This window comes from Marinobacter metalliresistant, from assembly GCF_038098645.1.
Lineage (GTDB): Bacteria > Pseudomonadota > Gammaproteobacteria > Pseudomonadales > Oleiphilaceae > Marinobacter > Marinobacter metalliresistant.
This window is the reverse complement of the sequence record NZ_CP101118.1, coordinates 2,430,071-2,447,788: the sequence shown is the minus strand read 5'-3', so window position 1 is coordinate 2,447,788 and position 17,718 is coordinate 2,430,071. Positions and strand designations below refer to the sequence as shown.

Below are 17,718 nucleotides of genomic sequence, written 5' to 3'. Positions count from 1 at the left end.
AGGGGGTTGTCCATGCTCCTGTCACATGCGTTCGGTCTCTTTACCCATCCTGGTGAAGAATGGGCTTCCATACGAAAAGAACATGAAACACCACGCCGGGTCTATGTTGCCTATGTCCTTATCCTGGCAGCCATTGCGCCCATCAGTGCCTATATATCGACAGCCTATTTCGGCTGGACGGTGGGCAATGAGCGTCTGATCAAGCTGACGGAAATCAGCGCATTGCAACTCAGCGTGCTGACCTATCTGGCCATGCTCGTCGGTGTCTTTGCGCTGGGGTACGCTATCAACTGGATGGCGAAAACCTATGGCGCCAAGGAAGAGTATGTGCCGTCCAACGGCATTGCCCTGGCAGCGTATTCCTGCACGCCACTGTTTCTGGCCGGTTTTGCCCTGCTTTATCCGGTACCCTGGTTCAACGCTATCGTGTTCCTGATTGCTGCGTGTTATGGCGCCTGGCTCATGTACGACGGCCTGCCGATTGTCATGGGCATCGAGAAGGAGCGGGCGGTCATGTACGCCGGCGCCTTGCTCACCGTGGCCCTGGTCATCCTGGTTTCCACCCGGGTTGGTTCCGTGATTCTCTGGAACTTTGGCGTAGGGCCGGTCTTCATCAGCGGATAGATCCGGTGTAATCCGGCCATAACAAGGCAAAAAGGGGAGCGCACTGCTCCCCTTTTTGCTGTGTCTGGCTTTCGCCAGCCTCAGGGGCTTGCGGCCCTTTATCATGCAACATATCTTCAAGCTCCGGCATTCAGGCGATGGCAAATATGTTGGATACGAATCGGATCATACTGTTTTGCAGCGCGAGGCCTAAATCCTCCTCATTGAGTGAGTGCGCCCTTCGGCGCTCTTGCGTTATCAGCTCGGCTTAAACATCGAGAGGGTGTCTTCCTCACCTCTGTTGTCCATCCAGTTTTCTATGATGCTGAGATCCTCAAACAGGCGTCCATTTAGGATCGGGTCATCTTCGTAGGCAGTGGCGTAACGTTCCATCAAATACGCGGGGTCGCAAAGGAAGTTCTCCAGCTGGTCAACGATGTTGGCCGGCAAATCGGCTTCCCAGTTACTGGCAATAAATGCAAGGTCGTGAAGGTCACGTGCGGCTGTGCGGTAGCGGCGTGATTCATCTTCCTGGGCAGCCAGGAGTTTTAGGCGCGCGATCTCGCTTACTGAGTAGACGCTAATGCCGTTGATGGATCGGATGCACTCGGGATTTAGGGCAGAACGAGAGGATATTTCGATTTTGATCGAAATGGGTGGAACATCCTTTCCTGCAGAAAAAATCGGACGACAACGGTGTGTTGTTTCGGTTTTCTTCAGGTCTTTGAAGTCAGTGAGAGTTACCCTGATGCCCTGTCCTGTTAGCTTTTTCAGAGCACTTTTACAGATGCTTTTGACATTCAGATGCCCCTCAAGGGGCATCGTAAGGTCGAAATCCAGGTCTTCACTGAACCGCTGCAGGTCGTATCCCAACAACAAAGCCGTACCGCCTTTAAGAACCAATGGTTTGTTCTCATCATGGATGACTTCACAAATTGCCTGCATGATTTTTTGGTGTATGCCCTGCTGTTTGGTCAGCTTCATCAGTAAACGCCTTCGAGCCAGTCACCTATATTCTCTTCACCCTCCCGGGATAGGAATGCCCTGCAGAGGCCAATCCAGTTGATCACTTGCTCTAGGTCAACAACATCGTCGATGTCAGATGCCTGGATGTTTGGGACCGCTTTGCGTTTAATCTCGCAGTGATGGATTAACAAGTCGAATACCGCACGTTCCGGGCTCGCGGCCCACATACACGGCACAGTCACTCCGTAAAGGGAGATTGCTTTCGTCGCGTTCCACAAACCGATAACGCCGATTAGCTCGCCGGTATGGGTTAGGTGTTTTCCGGCGACCCGCCAATTCTTCGGGTTGCTCAAACTGCTGGAGTACCAGAGAGCTGGCGGTCGACCATCTTCGGGGGGCAATGACAGTGCGGAGGCCCCCGACAAATAGTACCTCGGAAGATGAGGAGAGCTTTTGTTGGCGTCTGTGCAAAAGGCATCCAGAAGCCAGTCGAGATTGAGGCATTGAGCTACTGCCCGGTAACTGCCAAAGGCCACGCTCTCGTCGCCTTGCTCGATCTTGATAATCGTCCTTCGCGATAAACCTGTTGCAGACGCCAGCGCCTCGCCTGACATGCCACGCGCATTTCGGGCGCTGCGAAACGCGGCTCCGATAGCCTCAGCGGGTGAGCCAGGTCTCTGATCAGATTCTGTCGTCTCGAGAGCTAACATTGAGGTGTACTCTTTTTTAAGGGGCTATGCTTTTAAGGGGCTATGCTTTTAAGGGGCTAAGGTGCATTATACGTCGCTGTGCAAGTTTCTGCACACTTTGTCTCCGGTTTTACCTATTCCAGTATATACCCGCCACCTCGTGGTACTTGGCGCACATCCCGGGCAGTTGTCGTGATTTGCCATCCCCCTGTCGTAATTTGGCAATGCGTTCTTAACGCAGCCCGACTAGGTTCTTCTGTTGGAGTAGTAACGGCGCGGACCGCAGGAAGCCGATGCTACAAAGGACGAACGCAGGGGATGACATAGCAATGAAACGACTAACGCGACGGGACTTTCTGAAGGCATCGGCCATGGGCATGGGGGCGGTGGTGGTATCCACCGGTCTGGCCGGCTGTGTGCTGGACAGCTCCGATGAACGGGCCATCAGTTTTACTCACGGTGTGGCAAGTGGTGATCCGCTCGCCGACGGCGTCGTGCTCTGGACCCGCGCGGTGCCAGGGACAGGCCAGGATCGCCCGGTTGGGGTGGCCTGGGAGGTGGCCACGGATGAGGCCTTTGAGGGCCTTGTCCGTTCAGGTGCCGCCGAAGCGGTAAAGGCCAATGACTTTACCATCAAGGTGGATGTCCGCGGACTGGCGCCCGGGCAGACCTACTACTATCGTTTTCAGGCCACTGGCAGCCGTTCCACGGTCGGCATGACCCGGACACTTCCGGAAGGCAGCGTTGAATCCGTCCGCCTTGCGGTGGTGTCCTGTGCCAACTACCCGGCCGGTTACTTCAACGTCTATCGTGAGATCGGCAGGCAGAGTGATCTCGATGCCGTGGTGCATCTGGGTGACTACATCTACGAATACAGCTCCGAGAGCAGCAGTTACGGCGCCGGTGATGCCGAAGCACTGGGCCGAACCTTTCCGGAGAACAACAACCTGGAGCTGATTGAGCTGGAGGATTACCGCCGGCGCTATGCCATCTACCGGGCTGACGAGGACCTTCAGTCCCTGCACGCCAGGGTGCCGTTCATCGCGGTCTGGGATGACCACGAAGTGGCCAACGACACCTGGAAGGAAGGCGCGGAGAATCACAATGACGGGGAAGGGGATTTTGCCGAGCGCAAACTCAGTGCCCTGAAGGCCTATTTTGAATGGATGCCGATCCGCCCGGTGATTGAGGGTAGTGACGAGGCCATTTTCCGTACCTTCCGGTTTGGTAACCTGGTGGATCTGCACATGCTGGATACCCGTATCATCGGCCGTGATCAGCAACTGGACTACATGGATTACTTTACCGGTGAAGGACTGGATGCAGCCCGGTTTACTGCCGATGTCGGCAGCCCGAACCGAACCCTGCTTGGCGCCGAGCAGCTGCTCTGGCTGCAGGCTTCCCTGAGTTATTCCAGTGCCACCTGGCAGGTCCTGGGCCAGCAGGTGCTGATGGGTCGGATGAATCTGCCCGCCGAATTGCTGGTGGCGATTGCCACCGAACAGTTGGAAGGCCTGCCGGAAAATCTGGCGGCGCTGGCTCAGCTCAAGGTCCGCGCGTTGCAGGGTGACCAGAGCCTGACTGATGGTGAGCTGGCCAGAATCAATACGGTTGCGCCCTACAACCTCGATGCCTGGGATGGTTACCAGTACGAGCGGGAAGTGGTGCTGGGTACCGCCAAGGCCCTCGACAAGAACCTTGTTGTGCTGGCCGGTGATACCCACAACGCCTGGGCTAATAACCTGAAGGACAGGAACGGTGATCAGGTTGGCGTCGAATTCGCCACTTCCTCCGTCACCTCGCCAGGGCTTGAGGAGTATCTGGGCATACCCAACGCCATGATTCCGGGCGCGGAACAGGCCATTGGTCTGCTGGTGGATGATCTGGATTACCTGAACGTGAATCAGCGGGGTTATATGGTGGTGACCTTTACCCCGGAAGAGGCGCGGGCGGACTGGTATTTCGTGGATACCATCAAGTCTCGGGATTATCAGGTTGATGCCCCGCGAACCTCATCCCGCAGGGTGTTGCCGGGGCAGGGCAATCGCACCGTCGAGAACGTAGCCGCGGGGTAAGGAATCGGTCCTTGCTGTTAGCTGTCCTGTCCTTGATGCAGCGCAAGCCGCCCCGGGTTGTTCCCGGGGTTTAATGGCGGTATTGCAGGGGCAGGCAGGTGTAAACGGTATGGCAGAATCCGTGGAACGGAAAAATGGCGCGAAGCTTGAGCAGGAGGCTGAATGGCACGTGCTCGAACCCGGGGGCGCCAGAAACCGGCTACAGTCGGCCGGTCCGCTTTCTGCAGAGGAAGCCGGGAGCCGACTGGCCCGGTACGGGCCCAATGCGCTGCCCGAAGCCCGCGCCAAGGGGCCCTGGGCCAGGCTGGGCCGGCAACTCAGGAATTTCCTGATCTACGTGTTGGCATCGGCTGCAGTGATTACCGCCAGCCTCGGCCACTGGGTGGACGCCGGAGTCATTATGGCGGTTGTCGTTATCCAGACCCTGGTGGGCTTTGTTCAGGAAGGCAGGGCCGAACAGGCTTTGTCGGCCATCCGCCACATGCTCGCGCCCAAGGCCCGGGTGGTGCGGGCCGATGGCCAGCATCAGATTGACGCCGCCGGGCTCGTTCCGGGCGATACCGTACTGCTGGAGCCGGGCGACCGGGTGCCCGCCGATCTCCGTCTGGAAAAATCCCACAACCTGAAAATCGATGAAGCCATCCTCACCGGTGAATCCGAGGCTGTCGATAAATCGACGGAGGCGGTTCCTTCGGATGCGGCACTTGGGGACCAGGCCGGAATGGCCTTCTCCGGCACCATGGTAGCGACCGGCACCGGTCGCGGCATCGTGGTTCGTACCGGCGCCAATACTGAAATTGGCCGGATCTCCGGCCTGCTTGCCCAGACCACCACCCTGAAAACCCCACTGCTGGAACAGATGGACAAGTTCGCCCGGGTACTATCCATTATTGTCATTCTTACCGGCATTGCGATTTTCTTTGGCGGGCTGGTGTTCAGCGGCCTGCCATTCCGGGAGCTGTTCATGGCCGTGGTGGGGCTGACGGTTGCCGCAATTCCTGAGGGTTTGCCGGCCATTCTCACCATCACCCTGGCCATCGGCGTGCGCCAGATGGCCCGCCGTAAGGCGGTCGTTCGCCGCATGCCGGTGATCGAGACCCTGGGCGCGGTCTCGGTGATCTGTTCCGACAAAACCGGAACCCTGACCCGTAACGAAATGATGGTAACCCGGGCGGTGTTGTCTGGTGTTCGGCTGGAGGTGACCGGGGAAGGGTATGACCTTGGTGGTGCGGTAAATAGCGAACAGGGACAGCTGGCGAAGTCACCCCTGCTGGATGAACTGGCCCGGGCAGCGGCGCTGTGTAACGATGCCCATGTACACCACGATTCCGGCCGGGTCCGTATCAACGGCGATCCCATGGAAGCCGCGCTCTCGGTGTTTGCCCGTAAAGCCGGGTTTGATGTCGAGAGCGGCGCCACCGACTGGCCCCGGAAAGACGAAATCCCCTTCGATACCCAGAATCGCTTCATGGCCACGCTGAACCACGATCATCATGGCCACAGTGTTATCTACCTCAAAGGCGCGCCGGAGCGCATTCTCGACATGTGTGCCAGCGAGGTTACGGAGTCCGGTGAGACCACGGCCCTGAACCCGGCGCTCTGGGAGCAGGTTATTGACGAGATGGCATCCGGGGGGCTCAGGGTGTTGGCCATCGCCCGTAAACCGGCAGAGCGGGGTATCAGCGAACTGACGATTGAGGATCTGGGCCAGGGGGCAGAACTGCTGGGGCTGGTCGGGCTGCTGGATCCGCCCCGGCAGGAGGCGATCCGGGCCATAGCCGACTGCCACGACGCCGGAATCCGGGTCAAGATGATCACCGGAGACCATGGGGTAACGGCCGGCGCCATTGCCAGGAAGCTGGGCCTGAAAAATACCGATCGTGTGCTGACCGGTAGAGAACTGGACCAGCTCGACGACAACCAGTTACGTGAGCTTGTAGGTGAGGTGGATGTCTTTGCCCGCACCAGCCCCGAGCACAAGCTGAGATTGGTGACAGCGCTTCAGGCTCTGCACGGTGTGGTGGCCATGACCGGTGATGGCGTAAACGATGCGCCGGCCCTGAAACGGGCAGACGTGGGAATTGCCATGGGGGTGAAGGGGTCTGAGGCTGCCAGGGAGGCGTCTTCCGTGGTGTTGCTGGATGACAACTTTGCCAGCATTGCCGCAGCCGTGCGCGAGGGCAGGACCGTTTACACCAACCTGAAAAAAGGCATTGCCTTCATGCTGCCGATCAATGGCGGTGAATCTATCAGCCTGATCACTGCCCTGCTTCTGGGGCTGACCCTGCCGATCTCCGCATTGCAGATTCTCTGGGTCAACATGGTCAGCTCGGTGGTCCTCGCCATGACCCTGGCGTTCGAGCCGGCGGAGCCAGATGTCATGAAACATCCGCCCCGGGCCCGGGATGAATCGCTGCTTCGGGGGTTCGTGGTCTGGCGGGTGGTCTTTGTATCGTTGCTATTCCTGGCAGGCATCTTCGCGGCCTGGTACTGGGCCATGCATCATTATGGCAGCGAAACCACGGCCCGTACCCTGGCGGTCAATACGTTGGTGGCGATGGAAATGTTTTACCTGTTTGCGGTCCGGTATCTCGACAGCGCGTCGATTACCCTGCGCGGTGTACTGGGAACACCGGTCGTGTTGCTGGCGGTTGCAGCCGTTGTCCTGTTACAGCTGTTGTTTACTTACCTGCCCTGGTTCAACAGTACCTTTGGCAGCGAAGCGCTGAGCCCCGACATGCTTGGGTTTGCTGTTGGCTCCGGAGTAGCGCTTCTGGTGATTCTGGAAATCGAGACCGCGTTGAGAAAACGTCTGCTCAGGGCAGGCCCCGGGTAATCATGGTCGGGTCACCCCGGCCTTCCACCGCAGCCAGTTCGGCACTGGACAGCCACTCGCCGGGCGGCTTATCCATAACGCTGGCGCAGGCGGCCAGGGTATGGGCCCAGGAGCAGCCATTGGCGAACAGCATGCCTGCCTCATTCAGGGTGCCGCCCCGGTTGATGTAGCCGAGAACCCGTGCCCGTGAAGGCTCCGGGAACAGCGGATACAGATGCCCGCGGAACACTTCCGGGCGCATGTGGGTGAGGGCAACCCGGCGGTGAATGCGATGGGGGAACAGCCGCTCGCGTTCAAATTCAGACAGGCAGCTTTCGGCCTCCATGGTATCCCGTGGCTGCCGGAAGCGGCCGGGCTCCTGGATATAGACCAGCCGGAACGGCGTGCCGGTTTCCCGAAGGCGTTCGCAGGCCCGTATAGCTTCAGACAACTGGTAGGCGCCGTTGGCCATCAAGAGCAACGGCTCGCCGGCAGACGTGTCTTCGTCCACCACCAGGGCACCGTGTCGTGCCAGCAGTTCGGCTTCCCGGGTGTCAAAGACGCAGGGCCGTTCGCGCTTCGGGATCACCATGCAGCTTATCTTGCCGCGTTCGCTGAACACCGATGGCAGCGAGGCGAGTGTGCTGTTGTAATCGGCCGGAAAGAGAACGCGGGATACATCGTTCATTTCGCCGAGCAGGCTCTCGCAGAAGGTGGTGTCCTGATGGGATTGCTCGTTCTTACCGTTTTCCCAGGTATGGGAAGTGGCAATGACCGGCAGGCCAAGCCAGCATGCCGGCCGGCCCACCTCTTTCTGGTGCCGGGCAAAGATCAGCTCCTGGCGGATGGCGCCGAGCATTTTTACGCAGAAGGCCTCGTAGCTGGCTACCAGGTTAAGCCCGGCCTTGTTGGCCAGACAGGCGGAGACCACGGCTTCCTCGTTAAGGGCGGTGATAATTTTACCGTGGACCGATTCCTGGTCGCTCTCAGGATCGTTCACCCGGTGTTTCAGACTGTCCAGAACCCCACCGAGTCGGTTGCTGGCCAATTCATCCGGGTTGCCCACTCGGGGCCTCAGGCCGGGATTCTCTGCCACGAGTGCCTGGAAAAAGTCATCCACTGCCTTCATGGGCGAGGTTCGGTCCGGATTGGCTGGCAGTTTTGGAATCACCGGATCCGGCGGATTCCGGGTTGCCAACGGGTGATCCCGCTCAAGTGGACGGGCCTGCTTCGCATGCTGATTCAGCGCGGCAATGCAGTTATGGAGCACATCCGGCGCCACCCATAAACGGGCGGAATGTTCGTTGAACAGTTCCCGGGCACGGGCATCCATGCGTGGGTTGCCCGGAAGAGGGAGGTTGTGGGCAGCATTATTGCCGGCCCCGAAAAAACCGTAGCCCTTGACCGTCTCCGCAATACCATAGGGCACCCGCACCGGGTAACGGCTTTCGCCTCTCTGGGCCGCCTCGCCATTGGCGGCAAGTGCCTGCTCCATCTCATACAGGGTACAAACGAAGGCAGACGGATCCCGGCCATCAAAACGGAAGGGTACAAAACCGCGATGCTCCAGATGGGCTTCAAAACGCTCCAGGCCCTCGCGGGTGCCCAGTTCGGTGCGCTGCTCAATGCGACGGCCATTGGCAATCATCACCGGCATCACGGCGCCGCAGTCTTCCGCACGCCACCAGCGGGGAATCCAGTCGCTGCCCCGTTGCTCCTCGGCGGCGCCGTCTGACAGGAAGGCCACTAACGATTCCCCGGGCAATGGCATATGGGCATACTGAAGCTCGGCGAACCCCAGATAGCCGCCTTCCAGTATGCCGCCCGCTGTATGCGGATTGACATGGCTTCCTAGCGGCGCCGCCATGGTTCCGTCCGGCTTCTGGCGGTAACTGTAGAAATCGGACACCAGCGCCGAGAGCCCGTCCGGCCCGCGATAACGCCCGGCTTGTTCTGGATGAAGATTGCCTGTGAGGACATTCAGGGCATCCACCGCCGCCACGCAATGGCCCTGGCCCATCAGCCAGCTCCGGGTCCGACCGGTCAAATTGTTCAGCGCCAGATAACCGGCATAAGCCGGCACCATGTTCAGCGCGCCGCCTGTGTGGCCTTCGGGATTGGTCTTGAAATCCTGGGGTGCCAGCGGCTGTCCCGAGACATCGACCCGGCGGGCATAGGTCATATGAACCACCAGCCAGAGCCCGGCGCTGGTGAGCCGGTCCAGATCCGCAAGCCGGCGATACACTGTTGCCGCATCCGGCTGGTGCCCGGCAGCGACCAGATGCTCCGCCAGAACCCTGACCTGGTGTCTGGTTGCTTCGCTGTGCTGGACAACACCATAGCCGTCGCACCAGCGCCGGTAATCGGGGCAGTCCGAAGCGGTGTTGTCCACCGGTGCTGATTGAGTTGGCGATGGCACGAAAGGCCTCCATGGCGTCAGTATGTCAGGGGATTTTAAGACCACCGCCGGGTAAAGCCATTGATGCAGGTCAGTCGGAAATACATCTTTCCTGTAAAGCTTTTTGCCTCCGGGGGAGCGCAGGTCGGTGGGAAGCCCTGTCCAAAATACGCTGTGAATACGTTCCTGTACGCTCGGCTCCGCCATCCATGGCTCCCACGATTCTGGACAGGGCTTCCCACCGGCCTGCACCAGGCCTGGGAATAGACTTCCCGTTGCCGAATGTCATGGTTTCTGAGAGTCTGGTCAGATAAGGCATCTGAAAAGGAGACTCCCATGACGCAAAACAAGAATCAGGACAAGCGCCGGAAATATTCGGCACCCGTGGTCGATGGCATTGGCAAATCGGCCAGTCGCGCCATGCTTCGGGCGGTCGGGTTTACCGATGAGGATTTCAGGAAGCCCCAGATCGGTATTGCGTCTACGTGGAGTAATCTCACGCCCTGCAACATGCACATCAATCAGCTGGCCGAAGCGTCGGCGGCCGGTGCCGATGAAGCTGGCGGCAAGTCGCTGATCTTTAACACCATCACCGTATCCGATGGCATCGCCAATGGCACCGAGGGCATGAAGTACTCCCTGGTGTCCCGGGAGGTGATTGCCGATTCCATTGAAACCGTGGCCGGCTGTGAAGGGTTTGATGGTCTGGTGGCCATTGGTGGCTGTGACAAGAACATGCCGGGCTGCATGATGGGACTGGCTCGCCTGAACCGGCCGTCGGTGTTTGTGTATGGCGGCACCATCATGCCCGGGGAGAACCACACCGATATTATCTCGGTGTTCGAGGCTGTTGGAGCCTACGCCCGAGGCGATCTGGACCTGATTGAGGTCAAGCAGATCGAGGAAACCGCGATTCCCGGGCCCGGCTCCTGTGGCGGCATGTACACCGCCAACACCATGGCGTCGGCCATTGAAGCCATGGGTATGAGTCTGCCGGGCAGTTCCGCCCAGAATGCCGTGTCGGACACCAAGGCGGCGGATTGCCGGGGTGCCGGGGCGGCGGTGCTGAACCTGCTGGAGAAAGACATCAAACCCGGCGACATCATGACCCGGGAAGCCTTCGAGAATGCCATCACCGTGGTGATTGCCCTGGGCGGTTCCACCAATGCGGTGCTGCATCTTCTGGCCATGGCCAGCACGGTGGGTGTGGATCTGGGACTGGAGGATTTCGTAGAGATCGGCAAGCGGGTGCCGGTGCTGGCGGACCTCCGGCCAAGCGGGCATTACATGATGTCAGAGCTGGTGGCCATTGGCGGTATCCAGCCGCTGATGAAGATGCTGCTGGACCGGGGCCTGCTGCACGGAGATTGCCTGACCGTGACCGGCCAGACCCTGGCGGAGAATCTGGCGGATGTGGCACCCTATCCGGAGGGGCAGGCCATCATCCATGCCTTCGACAACCCGATCAAGGCCGACAGCCATCTGCGCATCCTGTTCGGGAACCTGGCGCCGACCGGCGCGGTGGCCAAGATCACTGGCAAGGAAGGCACCCGTTTCACCGGCCGGGCCCGGGTATTCCATTCCGAAGAAGAGGCCCAGGAGCGGATTCTGGATGGCACGGTAGTTGCCGGCGATGTACTGGTCATCCGTTACGAAGGGCCAAGAGGAGGGCCGGGTATGCGGGAAATGCTCAGTCCCACGTCTGCCATCATGGGCAAGGGTTTGGGCAGCGACGTAGCCCTGATTACCGATGGCCGGTTTTCCGGTGGCAGCCATGGATTTGTGGTTGGCCATATTACGCCAGAAGCGGCCGAGGGCGGTCCGATTGCGCTGGTTGAGGATGGCGACACCATCACCATTGATGCGGTCAGTAACCGGATTGAACTGGGTGTCTCGGATGGAGAACTGGAGCGGCGCCGGCAGGCCTGGCAGGCACCGGTCCCGCGATTCACCCGGGGCGTGCTGGCGAAATATGCCCGCACCGTAAGTTCGGCGTCCAGGGGCGCCATTACCGATCTGCCATGAACTGATGACACCTGACTATCGCTGCTATAATCCGGCGCTGGTGAGGACGTAACTGGCTGGACAGAAGACGACAGAAGGGGCTTTGATGCATGGGTAACCGGAGTATGGCGATTGGTTGGGCGTTTTTTCTGATGTTGGCGCCCTGGCTCTCGCAGGCCCATCAACAGAATTCATCCGCCAACGCTCTGTCATCAGCGAAGGAAGCGGGTCCCAACTTGGCATCGGTGAATGCCGCGGTTGCGGTGGCCGGCGCCGACGAACTGATTTTCGGCAAAAACGCGGATCGATCCGTGCCCATTGCCTCGATCACCAAGGTCATGACGGCGCTGGTTGTGCTGGAATCCGGAGAGCCGCTGGATGAATGGCTGACTTTTCACCAGCGCCACACCCCGGCCGCCGCCAACGCCTACAGCCGGATCCGTATTGACTCGCAGATGCGCCGTGCGGACGTGCTGAGAATCGCGCTGATGTCTTCAGAGAATTTTGCGGCCTACACCCTGGCCCGCAGCCACCCGGGCGGTTTTGATGCGTTCATCGAGTCGATGAACGCCAAGGCCCGGGAGCTGGGCATGACTGGAACCCACTTCGTAGACCCAACGGGGCTGTCATCTGACAATGTCTCCACCGCGTCCGATCTGGTTAAACTGGTGAACGCAGCCACCGCCCATCCCGAGATCGGTAAATATTCCACGACCGACTATTTCCGGGGGCAATTCCGTAATCCCCGGTACAGCCTGTCTTTCGGTAACACCAATGCCCTGGTTCACAGGGACAGCTGGGGCGTGGCTCTGAGCAAGACCGGCTATCTCTCTGAGGCCGGGCGTTGCCTGGTGATGATTTCGCAGATGAACGGCAAGGAAGTGGTTACTGTCTTGCTGGACTCCCTTGGTACCCGCTCTCCCATGGGTGATGCCGGGCGGATCAGGCGCTGGCTGGACACCGGGGCCCGGGGTTCGGTGGCGGCAGCGGCCCGGCGCTACGAACAGCAGAAGAACGCGGCCTATGCGACTGCCGGTAACAGCACGGTCAGCGTGAACTGATCCTGGACCCTGAAAGGAATCCCGTCATGATCCAGATCTTCACCACCGGTGGCACCATCGACAAGGTGTATTTTGACGCCAACAGCGAGTTTGAGGTGGGCCACAGCCTGTTGCCGGAGGTGCTTTCGGAATCCAATATCCACGGTGGTTACCGACTGCGTGAGTTGATGCGCAAGGACAGCCTTGAGATGAACGACGAGGATCGGCGGCAGGTACTGGCGGCAGTCAGCGAATGCGATTGTGACCGAATCGTTATCACCCATGGCACTGATACCATGGCCGATACCGCAGCGGTGTTATCCAGCCTGAAGGACAAGACCATTGTCCTGACCGGTGCCATGCAGCCGGCCCGCATGCGCCGGACCGACGCGGTTTTCAATGTCGGTTTTGCCTGGGCGGCAGTGCAACTGTTGCCGCCCGGTGTCTATATCGCCATGAACGGTGAGGTATTCGAAGCCGGTGCGGTGCGGAAAAACCTCCAGGCCCAGCGTTTCGAACGCACCTGACTTCAGGCCAGGCTGTCTTTTTCCTCGCGGGTCAGTTCCCGGTGTCCGCCGGGGCCCAGCTCCGGGTCCAGCGTGACACCGCCGATCCGCAGGCGGTGTAGTGCCTCGACATGGTTGCCGACCGCCGCCAGCATGCGCTTGACCTGGTGGTAGCGCCCCTCTGAAATCGTCAGCTCGATGATTCTCTCTTCCAGAATGGCCACTTGCGCAGGCCTGGTGGGTTTGGGCTCATTGTGAAGATACACCCCCTGCTGCAGTTTCCGAACCGCCATGGTGGATAGCGGTTCGCTCAGGGTTACCCGGTATGTCTTGGGGCAATCCGTGCGGGGCGAGATGATCCGGTGGGACCACTGGCCATCGGTGGTCAGCAACAGCAAGCCGGTGGTATCCGCATCCAGGCGACCGGCAATGTGGAGGTTACGGGCCAGATTCGCGGGTAGCAGGTCCAGTGCGGTTGGATGGTCGCTGTCGGTGGTGGCGCTTACCACGCCTGCCGGTTTGTTCATCATCAGGTAGCGCTTGCCCGGCAAGGTCAGCGGCGTTCCCGACAACGCCACCCGCTCATGACCGGCCAGCTTCGTGTTGGCACCTGTGCAGGTTTGCTCATTCACCGTCACCTGGCCCTGGCTGATGGCCCGTTTGGCCTCCTTGCGGGAAAGTTCTGTGCTGTTGGCAATAAACTGGTCCAGGCGCATGGTGTTCAGCAGTGTTGTCCCGGTGCCGGTGTGCTAAGGCTGGCCAGGGTAATGGAATCCATATCGGTTCAGTCTCGCCTTAAACAGTAACCTGCAATAGCAGGTTGTTGCTCTGGTGCTAGTGCCCCGTCTGGCTAATTCGCAGTAGGTTAGCGAATTAGCCAGACGGGGCACTAGATCACTGACTGGTCAGGACGCCCAGTTTTGTCAGCACGGTTTCGCCGGGATAACCGTCGGCGATCAGCCCGCTGGATGCCTGGAACTGGCGGATGGCAGAGCGGGTTGCCGGCCCCATAATGCCATCGGGCTTGCCAGGCTCATAACCCCGTTGCTGCAGAGCCTCCTGAAGGCTGATGATGTTGTCACGGGACAGCGCAGGCGCATCCTCCGGCGGCGGGTTCTGGAGCATCCCTGCTCCGGCAATCCGGTCTGCCAGGTAACCAACCGCGATGGCGTAGAATTCCGATCGGTTCCAGCCCATGATCACCCGGAAGTTGTCGTAGGCGAGAAAGGCAGGGCCCCGGTGCCCGGCGGGCACCACCAGGGCCGCATCAATGGGTTCCCGGGCCAGTGCATTGCCGAACGCATCGGTAATGCCCATCTCCCGCCACTGTGCCAGGGGCAGTCGCCGTCCGTCTGCCAGGGAGTAGTCGAAGTTGTCGGGCAGAAGTACTTCCCGGCCCCAACGGTAGTCGCCGTTCCAGTTCATGGATTGCAGGAACCTGCCGGCGGACATCATGGCATCCGGCAGGCTGTTCCAGAGGTCCCGGCGCCCGTCACCATCGGCATCCACTGCGTGCTGCAGAAACACCGTGGGCATGAATTGCACATGGCCCATGGCGCCGGCCCAGGAGCCTTCCATCTGATCTGCCGGTATGGCGCCTTCATCGATGATGCGCAGGGCGGCTATCAGCTGTTCGGTGAAGAAGGTGCTGCGGCGGGGATCGCAGGCCAGGGTGGTCAGGGAGCTTGGCACCGGCATTTTGCCGAAATAGCTGCCAAAGTTGGTTTCCAGTCCCCAGAAGGCAACCAGATAGGGCGCCGGCACGCCGGTTTCCCGGGTCACACGGTCCAGCAGCTCCCGGTGTTCCTCCAGCAATTCACGGCCCTTGCTGACCCGGGCATCGTTAACCCGCCGGTTCAGATAATCGGCAAAGGTGGTAGTGAATTCCGGTTGCCGGCGGTCCAGTTCAATTACCCGGTCCAGGTGTTCAGCCCTGGCCATCACTTCGCTGGCGGTCTTGCTGTTGACTCCGGCGGCAATGGCCTGTTCCTGCAGCCGGGCCTTGCATTCGGAAAAACCGGCCGGTGCTGATGCCGCGCTGTCCTGGGCGATGGTGGGCAGTGACAGAAGTGATAAAAAACCGGAAACCAGTAAGCCGCGGGTAAGGCCGCGAGGGTGCAGAATCCTTGCAGGTGTGGTCAGCACACAGAACCTCTATCAGGGCAATGATGGTGTGAAAATTCCGGACCCCATGGTAGCGCGTTTTCACGCCGGAGAAACATTGTGTGGGGCCAGGAGGGGTGACAATTCTTTAACCTGCCGGTTCCCGGCAAACCGCATTTGTCGTCTTTTTGTTGCAGGCAGGTTTCCGGCGTTGGCCTTTGTTCTATAGTTGGACCATTAACCCGGGCGGTGGAGAGCGGAAGGTCGCAATTATGGTAATGCTGAAAGCGCTGGTGGTGGACGACGCCAGCTTTGTACGTGATTTGGTCAAGCGAACAGTGCGCCAGCGCTTTCCGGTATTCGAGACAATCGATGCCCAGAACGGCCGGCGGGCTCAGTCACTGATGTCCCGGACGGCATTTGATCTGGTGCTATGCGACTGGGAGATGCCGGAAATGTCCGGGCTGGAGCTGTTGCAGTGGATGCGTGAGCAGCCCCAGTACGAGAAAGTGCCGTTTATCATGATCACCAGCCGGGGGGACAAGAATCATGTGATTGAAGCGGTCAAGGGAGGGGTTTCCGAATACCTCGGCAAGCCGTTCAGCCCGGATGGCCTTAGCAGGAAAATTATCAAGGTCATGGGGCGAAAACTGCAGGACGCCATGGATCACAGCGGCAAGTCCATGGCCAGTCCCGCAGACGCATTCAAGGAATCTGCGGCCTTGCTGACCCGCAAGCAGGAGCCGGCCACGGCGCCGGGAACTCCTGAGAAATCGGCCCCGTCGTCGCCCTTGATGCCGGGCAGTCCGGCAACCCCGAGACAGGCCCAGGCCCGGGGTGCGATGAGTCTTGCCTCTATCCGCTTTGCCGGAAGTACCCTGAAATCCGTGGTCAAGGACATCAACCTGACGGAAGTCCGGGTGATCGCCAAACGGGATCAGGTATTTCCCGGTATTCTTGATCAGGCCGTGGTTGATATTGAGACAGGTGAGGGCCAGATGGCCCGGCTGAATGGCTACGTGCATCAGTTACAGGCGGTAGACAAGCGCCAGGACACCGATTTCGTCAGCGTGACCATCCGCTTTGTCGACGAGGACCCGAAAAAGCTGGAAGATCTGTCCCGGTTTGTCGCCCGCTTCCGTGCCGGTAAGCGCTAGTTTCCGGTCTTCTCCGGTACGCGCTCTGCCAGCCTGTCCCTGGGGAAGTGGCAGATGAATTCGCTGCCATCGCCAATGCGGCTGCGTATTTCCAGATTGCCATCGTGATTGAGCAGCACGTGTTTGACGATCGCCAGACCAAGCCCGGTGCCTCCGGTGTCCTTGTGCCGGCTTGGATCAGCCCGGTAAAAGCGTTCCGTCAGACGAGGGATGTGCACCGGATCAATGCCGATTCCGGTGTCTTTGACCGACAGGTGCGCGCCTTCCCGGTTGGTGGACCAGGATACGGTAATTTTTCCCCCGGCTGGCGTGTACTTGACGGCATTGAAGATCAGGTTTGAGAAGGCGCTGCGCAACTGGCTTTCATCACCTTTCAGTAACCGGTGGTCACCGACCTGAACCCTTATCTCGTGCTGCTTGTCGCCACTGAGCGCCCGGGCATCGTGGCTGATCTGGCTGATCAACTGGTCCACGTCCGTGAGGGTGTCATTCACCGTCTGTTCACCGGTTTCAATCTTCGACAGCAGGATCAGATCCGTAATCAGGGCTTCCATCCGGGACGACTGGGCGGCCATGGTGTTAATGGCCCGGCGCCACTTTGGCGGCAGGTCATCGGCGTTGTCGACCAGGGTTTCCAGGTAACCACTGATCACCGTCAGTGGCGTGCGCATCTCATGGGACACGTTTCCGACGAAGTCCCGGCGCATCTGCTCCAGCTGGAACAGACGGGTGACGTCCTTGGCGACGATCAGACGGTCGTCGTCACCGAACAGGCTGATCTGTATCTGCAGGTGAATATGGGGTTTGGCCGGGGAGTGGATCTCCAGCGGCTCCCGGTAGTTCCGGGAATCGAAGTAGGTCTTGAAGGCGGGTGTGCGGATCAGGTTGTGGATGTACTGGCCGCGGTCCGTGTTGCGCCGGAAGCCCAGCAGGTATTCGGCTGATCCGTTCCACCACTCCATGGCACCCCCGGAGTCGGTCATGATCACACCATCGCGCATGGCGTTGGTGGACTCCTGCACCCGGTTTATCTGGGCCCGCAAGCGATCCTGGGTTCTCAGATGAGTCTGGTGCAGTTTGTGGAGATTGTCGAAGATGTCGCCCCACAGCCCGATGCTCTGAGGCGCTTCGTCCGTGGCGCTGGGGTTGGCCAGCCACTGGTACAGGCGCCGGGCCTGAACAAGCGTCCACCAGAGATAGATGACCAGTCCGAAAGTGAGCCCGTAATAAGGCTCGCCGAAGTAGAGGCCGACCAGAGTGGAGCCGAGCAGTCCGCCGAGGATGTAGCGCAGGTACCGAGACCAGTTGTGTTGCATCAAAAACTGCCTTGTGTCCGATCCGGGGCTGACGCTCAGCTGGCCG

General features: G+C 59.7%; 13 protein-coding genes. 7 read left to right on the top strand and 6 right to left on the bottom strand.

The window, feature by feature from the left end; all coding sequences use genetic code 11:
• The first annotated feature begins 12 nt into the window (after positions 1–12).
• The gene (locus NLK58_RS11475) at positions 13–624 is read left to right on the top strand and encodes a Yip1 family protein (protein WP_117618665.1); all 612 of its coding nucleotides are present in this window, start codon (positions 13–15) and stop codon (positions 622–624) included.
• Positions 625–861: 237 nt separating this feature from the next.
• Here the strand turns inward: NLK58_RS11475 and NLK58_RS11470 are convergent, their stop codons facing one another.
• The gene (locus NLK58_RS11470) at positions 862–1,587 is read right to left on the bottom strand and encodes a nucleotidyl transferase AbiEii/AbiGii toxin family protein (RefSeq protein ID WP_227539261.1); all 726 of its coding nucleotides are present in this window, start codon (positions 1,585–1,587) and stop codon (positions 862–864) included.
• The gene (locus NLK58_RS11465; protein ID WP_117618664.1) at positions 1,587–2,279 is read right to left on the bottom strand and encodes a helix-turn-helix domain-containing protein; all 693 of its coding nucleotides are present in this window, start codon (positions 2,277–2,279) and stop codon (positions 1,587–1,589) included. The genes NLK58_RS11470 and NLK58_RS11465 overlap by 1 nt, the downstream gene beginning before the upstream one ends.
• A gap of 308 nt (positions 2,280–2,587) precedes the next feature.
• On the opposite strand from NLK58_RS11465, the gene NLK58_RS11460 reads away from it, so the two are divergent.
• Both NLK58_RS11460 and NLK58_RS11455 read left to right on the top strand, forming a co-directional pair.
• The gene (locus NLK58_RS11460; protein ID WP_117618663.1) at positions 2,588–4,333 is read left to right on the top strand and encodes an alkaline phosphatase; all 1,746 of its coding nucleotides are present in this window, start codon (positions 2,588–2,590) and stop codon (positions 4,331–4,333) included.
• 109 nt (positions 4,334–4,442) lie between these two features.
• Positions 4,443–7,169, top strand: coding sequence for an HAD-IC family P-type ATPase (locus NLK58_RS11455; protein ID WP_341580791.1), 2,727 nt, complete (start codon positions 4,443–4,445; stop codon positions 7,167–7,169).
• Here NLK58_RS11455 and NLK58_RS11450 read toward each other — a convergent pair.
• A complete protein-coding gene (locus NLK58_RS11450; RefSeq protein ID WP_341580790.1) occupies positions 7,150–9,567 on the bottom strand; it encodes a xylulose 5-phosphate 3-epimerase in 2,418 nt (805 codons plus the stop codon). The two genes, NLK58_RS11455 and NLK58_RS11450, sit on opposite strands and share 20 nt — an antisense overlap.
• Before the next feature lie 315 nt (positions 9,568–9,882).
• Between NLK58_RS11450 and ilvD the strand changes: the two genes are divergently transcribed.
• The 3 genes from ilvD to NLK58_RS11435 all read left to right on the top strand — a co-directional run bounded on the left by ilvD (position 9,883) and on the right by NLK58_RS11435 (position 13,117).
• Positions 9,883–11,571: a dihydroxy-acid dehydratase gene (gene ilvD, locus NLK58_RS11445; protein ID WP_303286027.1), complete on the top strand. Its 1,689-nt coding sequence runs from the start codon at positions 9,883–9,885 to the stop codon at positions 11,569–11,571.
• An 89-nt stretch (positions 11,572–11,660) separates the two neighbouring features.
• A complete protein-coding gene (pbpG, locus tag NLK58_RS11440) occupies positions 11,661–12,611 on the top strand; it encodes a D-alanyl-D-alanine endopeptidase (protein ID WP_303286025.1) in 951 nt (316 codons plus the stop codon).
• A gap of 26 nt (positions 12,612–12,637) precedes the next feature.
• Entirely contained in the window at positions 12,638–13,117 is a 480-nt protein-coding gene (locus NLK58_RS11435; RefSeq protein WP_341580789.1) for an asparaginase domain-containing protein, read from the top strand.
• Positions 13,118–13,119: 2 nt separating this feature from the next.
• On the opposite strand, the gene NLK58_RS11430 is transcribed toward NLK58_RS11435, so the two are convergent.
• Positions 13,120–13,812, bottom strand: a complete 693-nt coding sequence (locus NLK58_RS11430; protein WP_341580788.1) for a pseudouridine synthase — start codon at positions 13,810–13,812, stop codon at positions 13,120–13,122.
• Positions 13,813–13,990: 178 nt separating this feature from the next.
• Entirely contained in the window at positions 13,991–15,241 is a 1,251-nt protein-coding gene (locus NLK58_RS11425) for a lytic murein transglycosylase (protein WP_117618658.1), read from the bottom strand.
• A 230-nt stretch (positions 15,242–15,471) separates the two neighbouring features.
• Here NLK58_RS11425 and NLK58_RS11420 point away from each other — a divergent pair, with 230 nt between their 5' ends.
• A complete protein-coding gene (locus tag NLK58_RS11420; protein WP_117618657.1) occupies positions 15,472–16,356 on the top strand; it encodes a response regulator in 885 nt (294 codons plus the stop codon).
• Here NLK58_RS11420 and phoR read toward each other — a convergent pair.
• On the bottom strand, positions 16,353–17,672 hold the full coding sequence (gene phoR / locus NLK58_RS11415; RefSeq protein WP_117618656.1) for a phosphate regulon sensor histidine kinase PhoR: 1,320 nt from the start codon (positions 17,670–17,672) through the stop codon (positions 16,353–16,355). The genes NLK58_RS11420 and phoR overlap by 4 nt on opposite strands.
• Positions 17,673–17,718 lie beyond the last annotated feature (46 nt).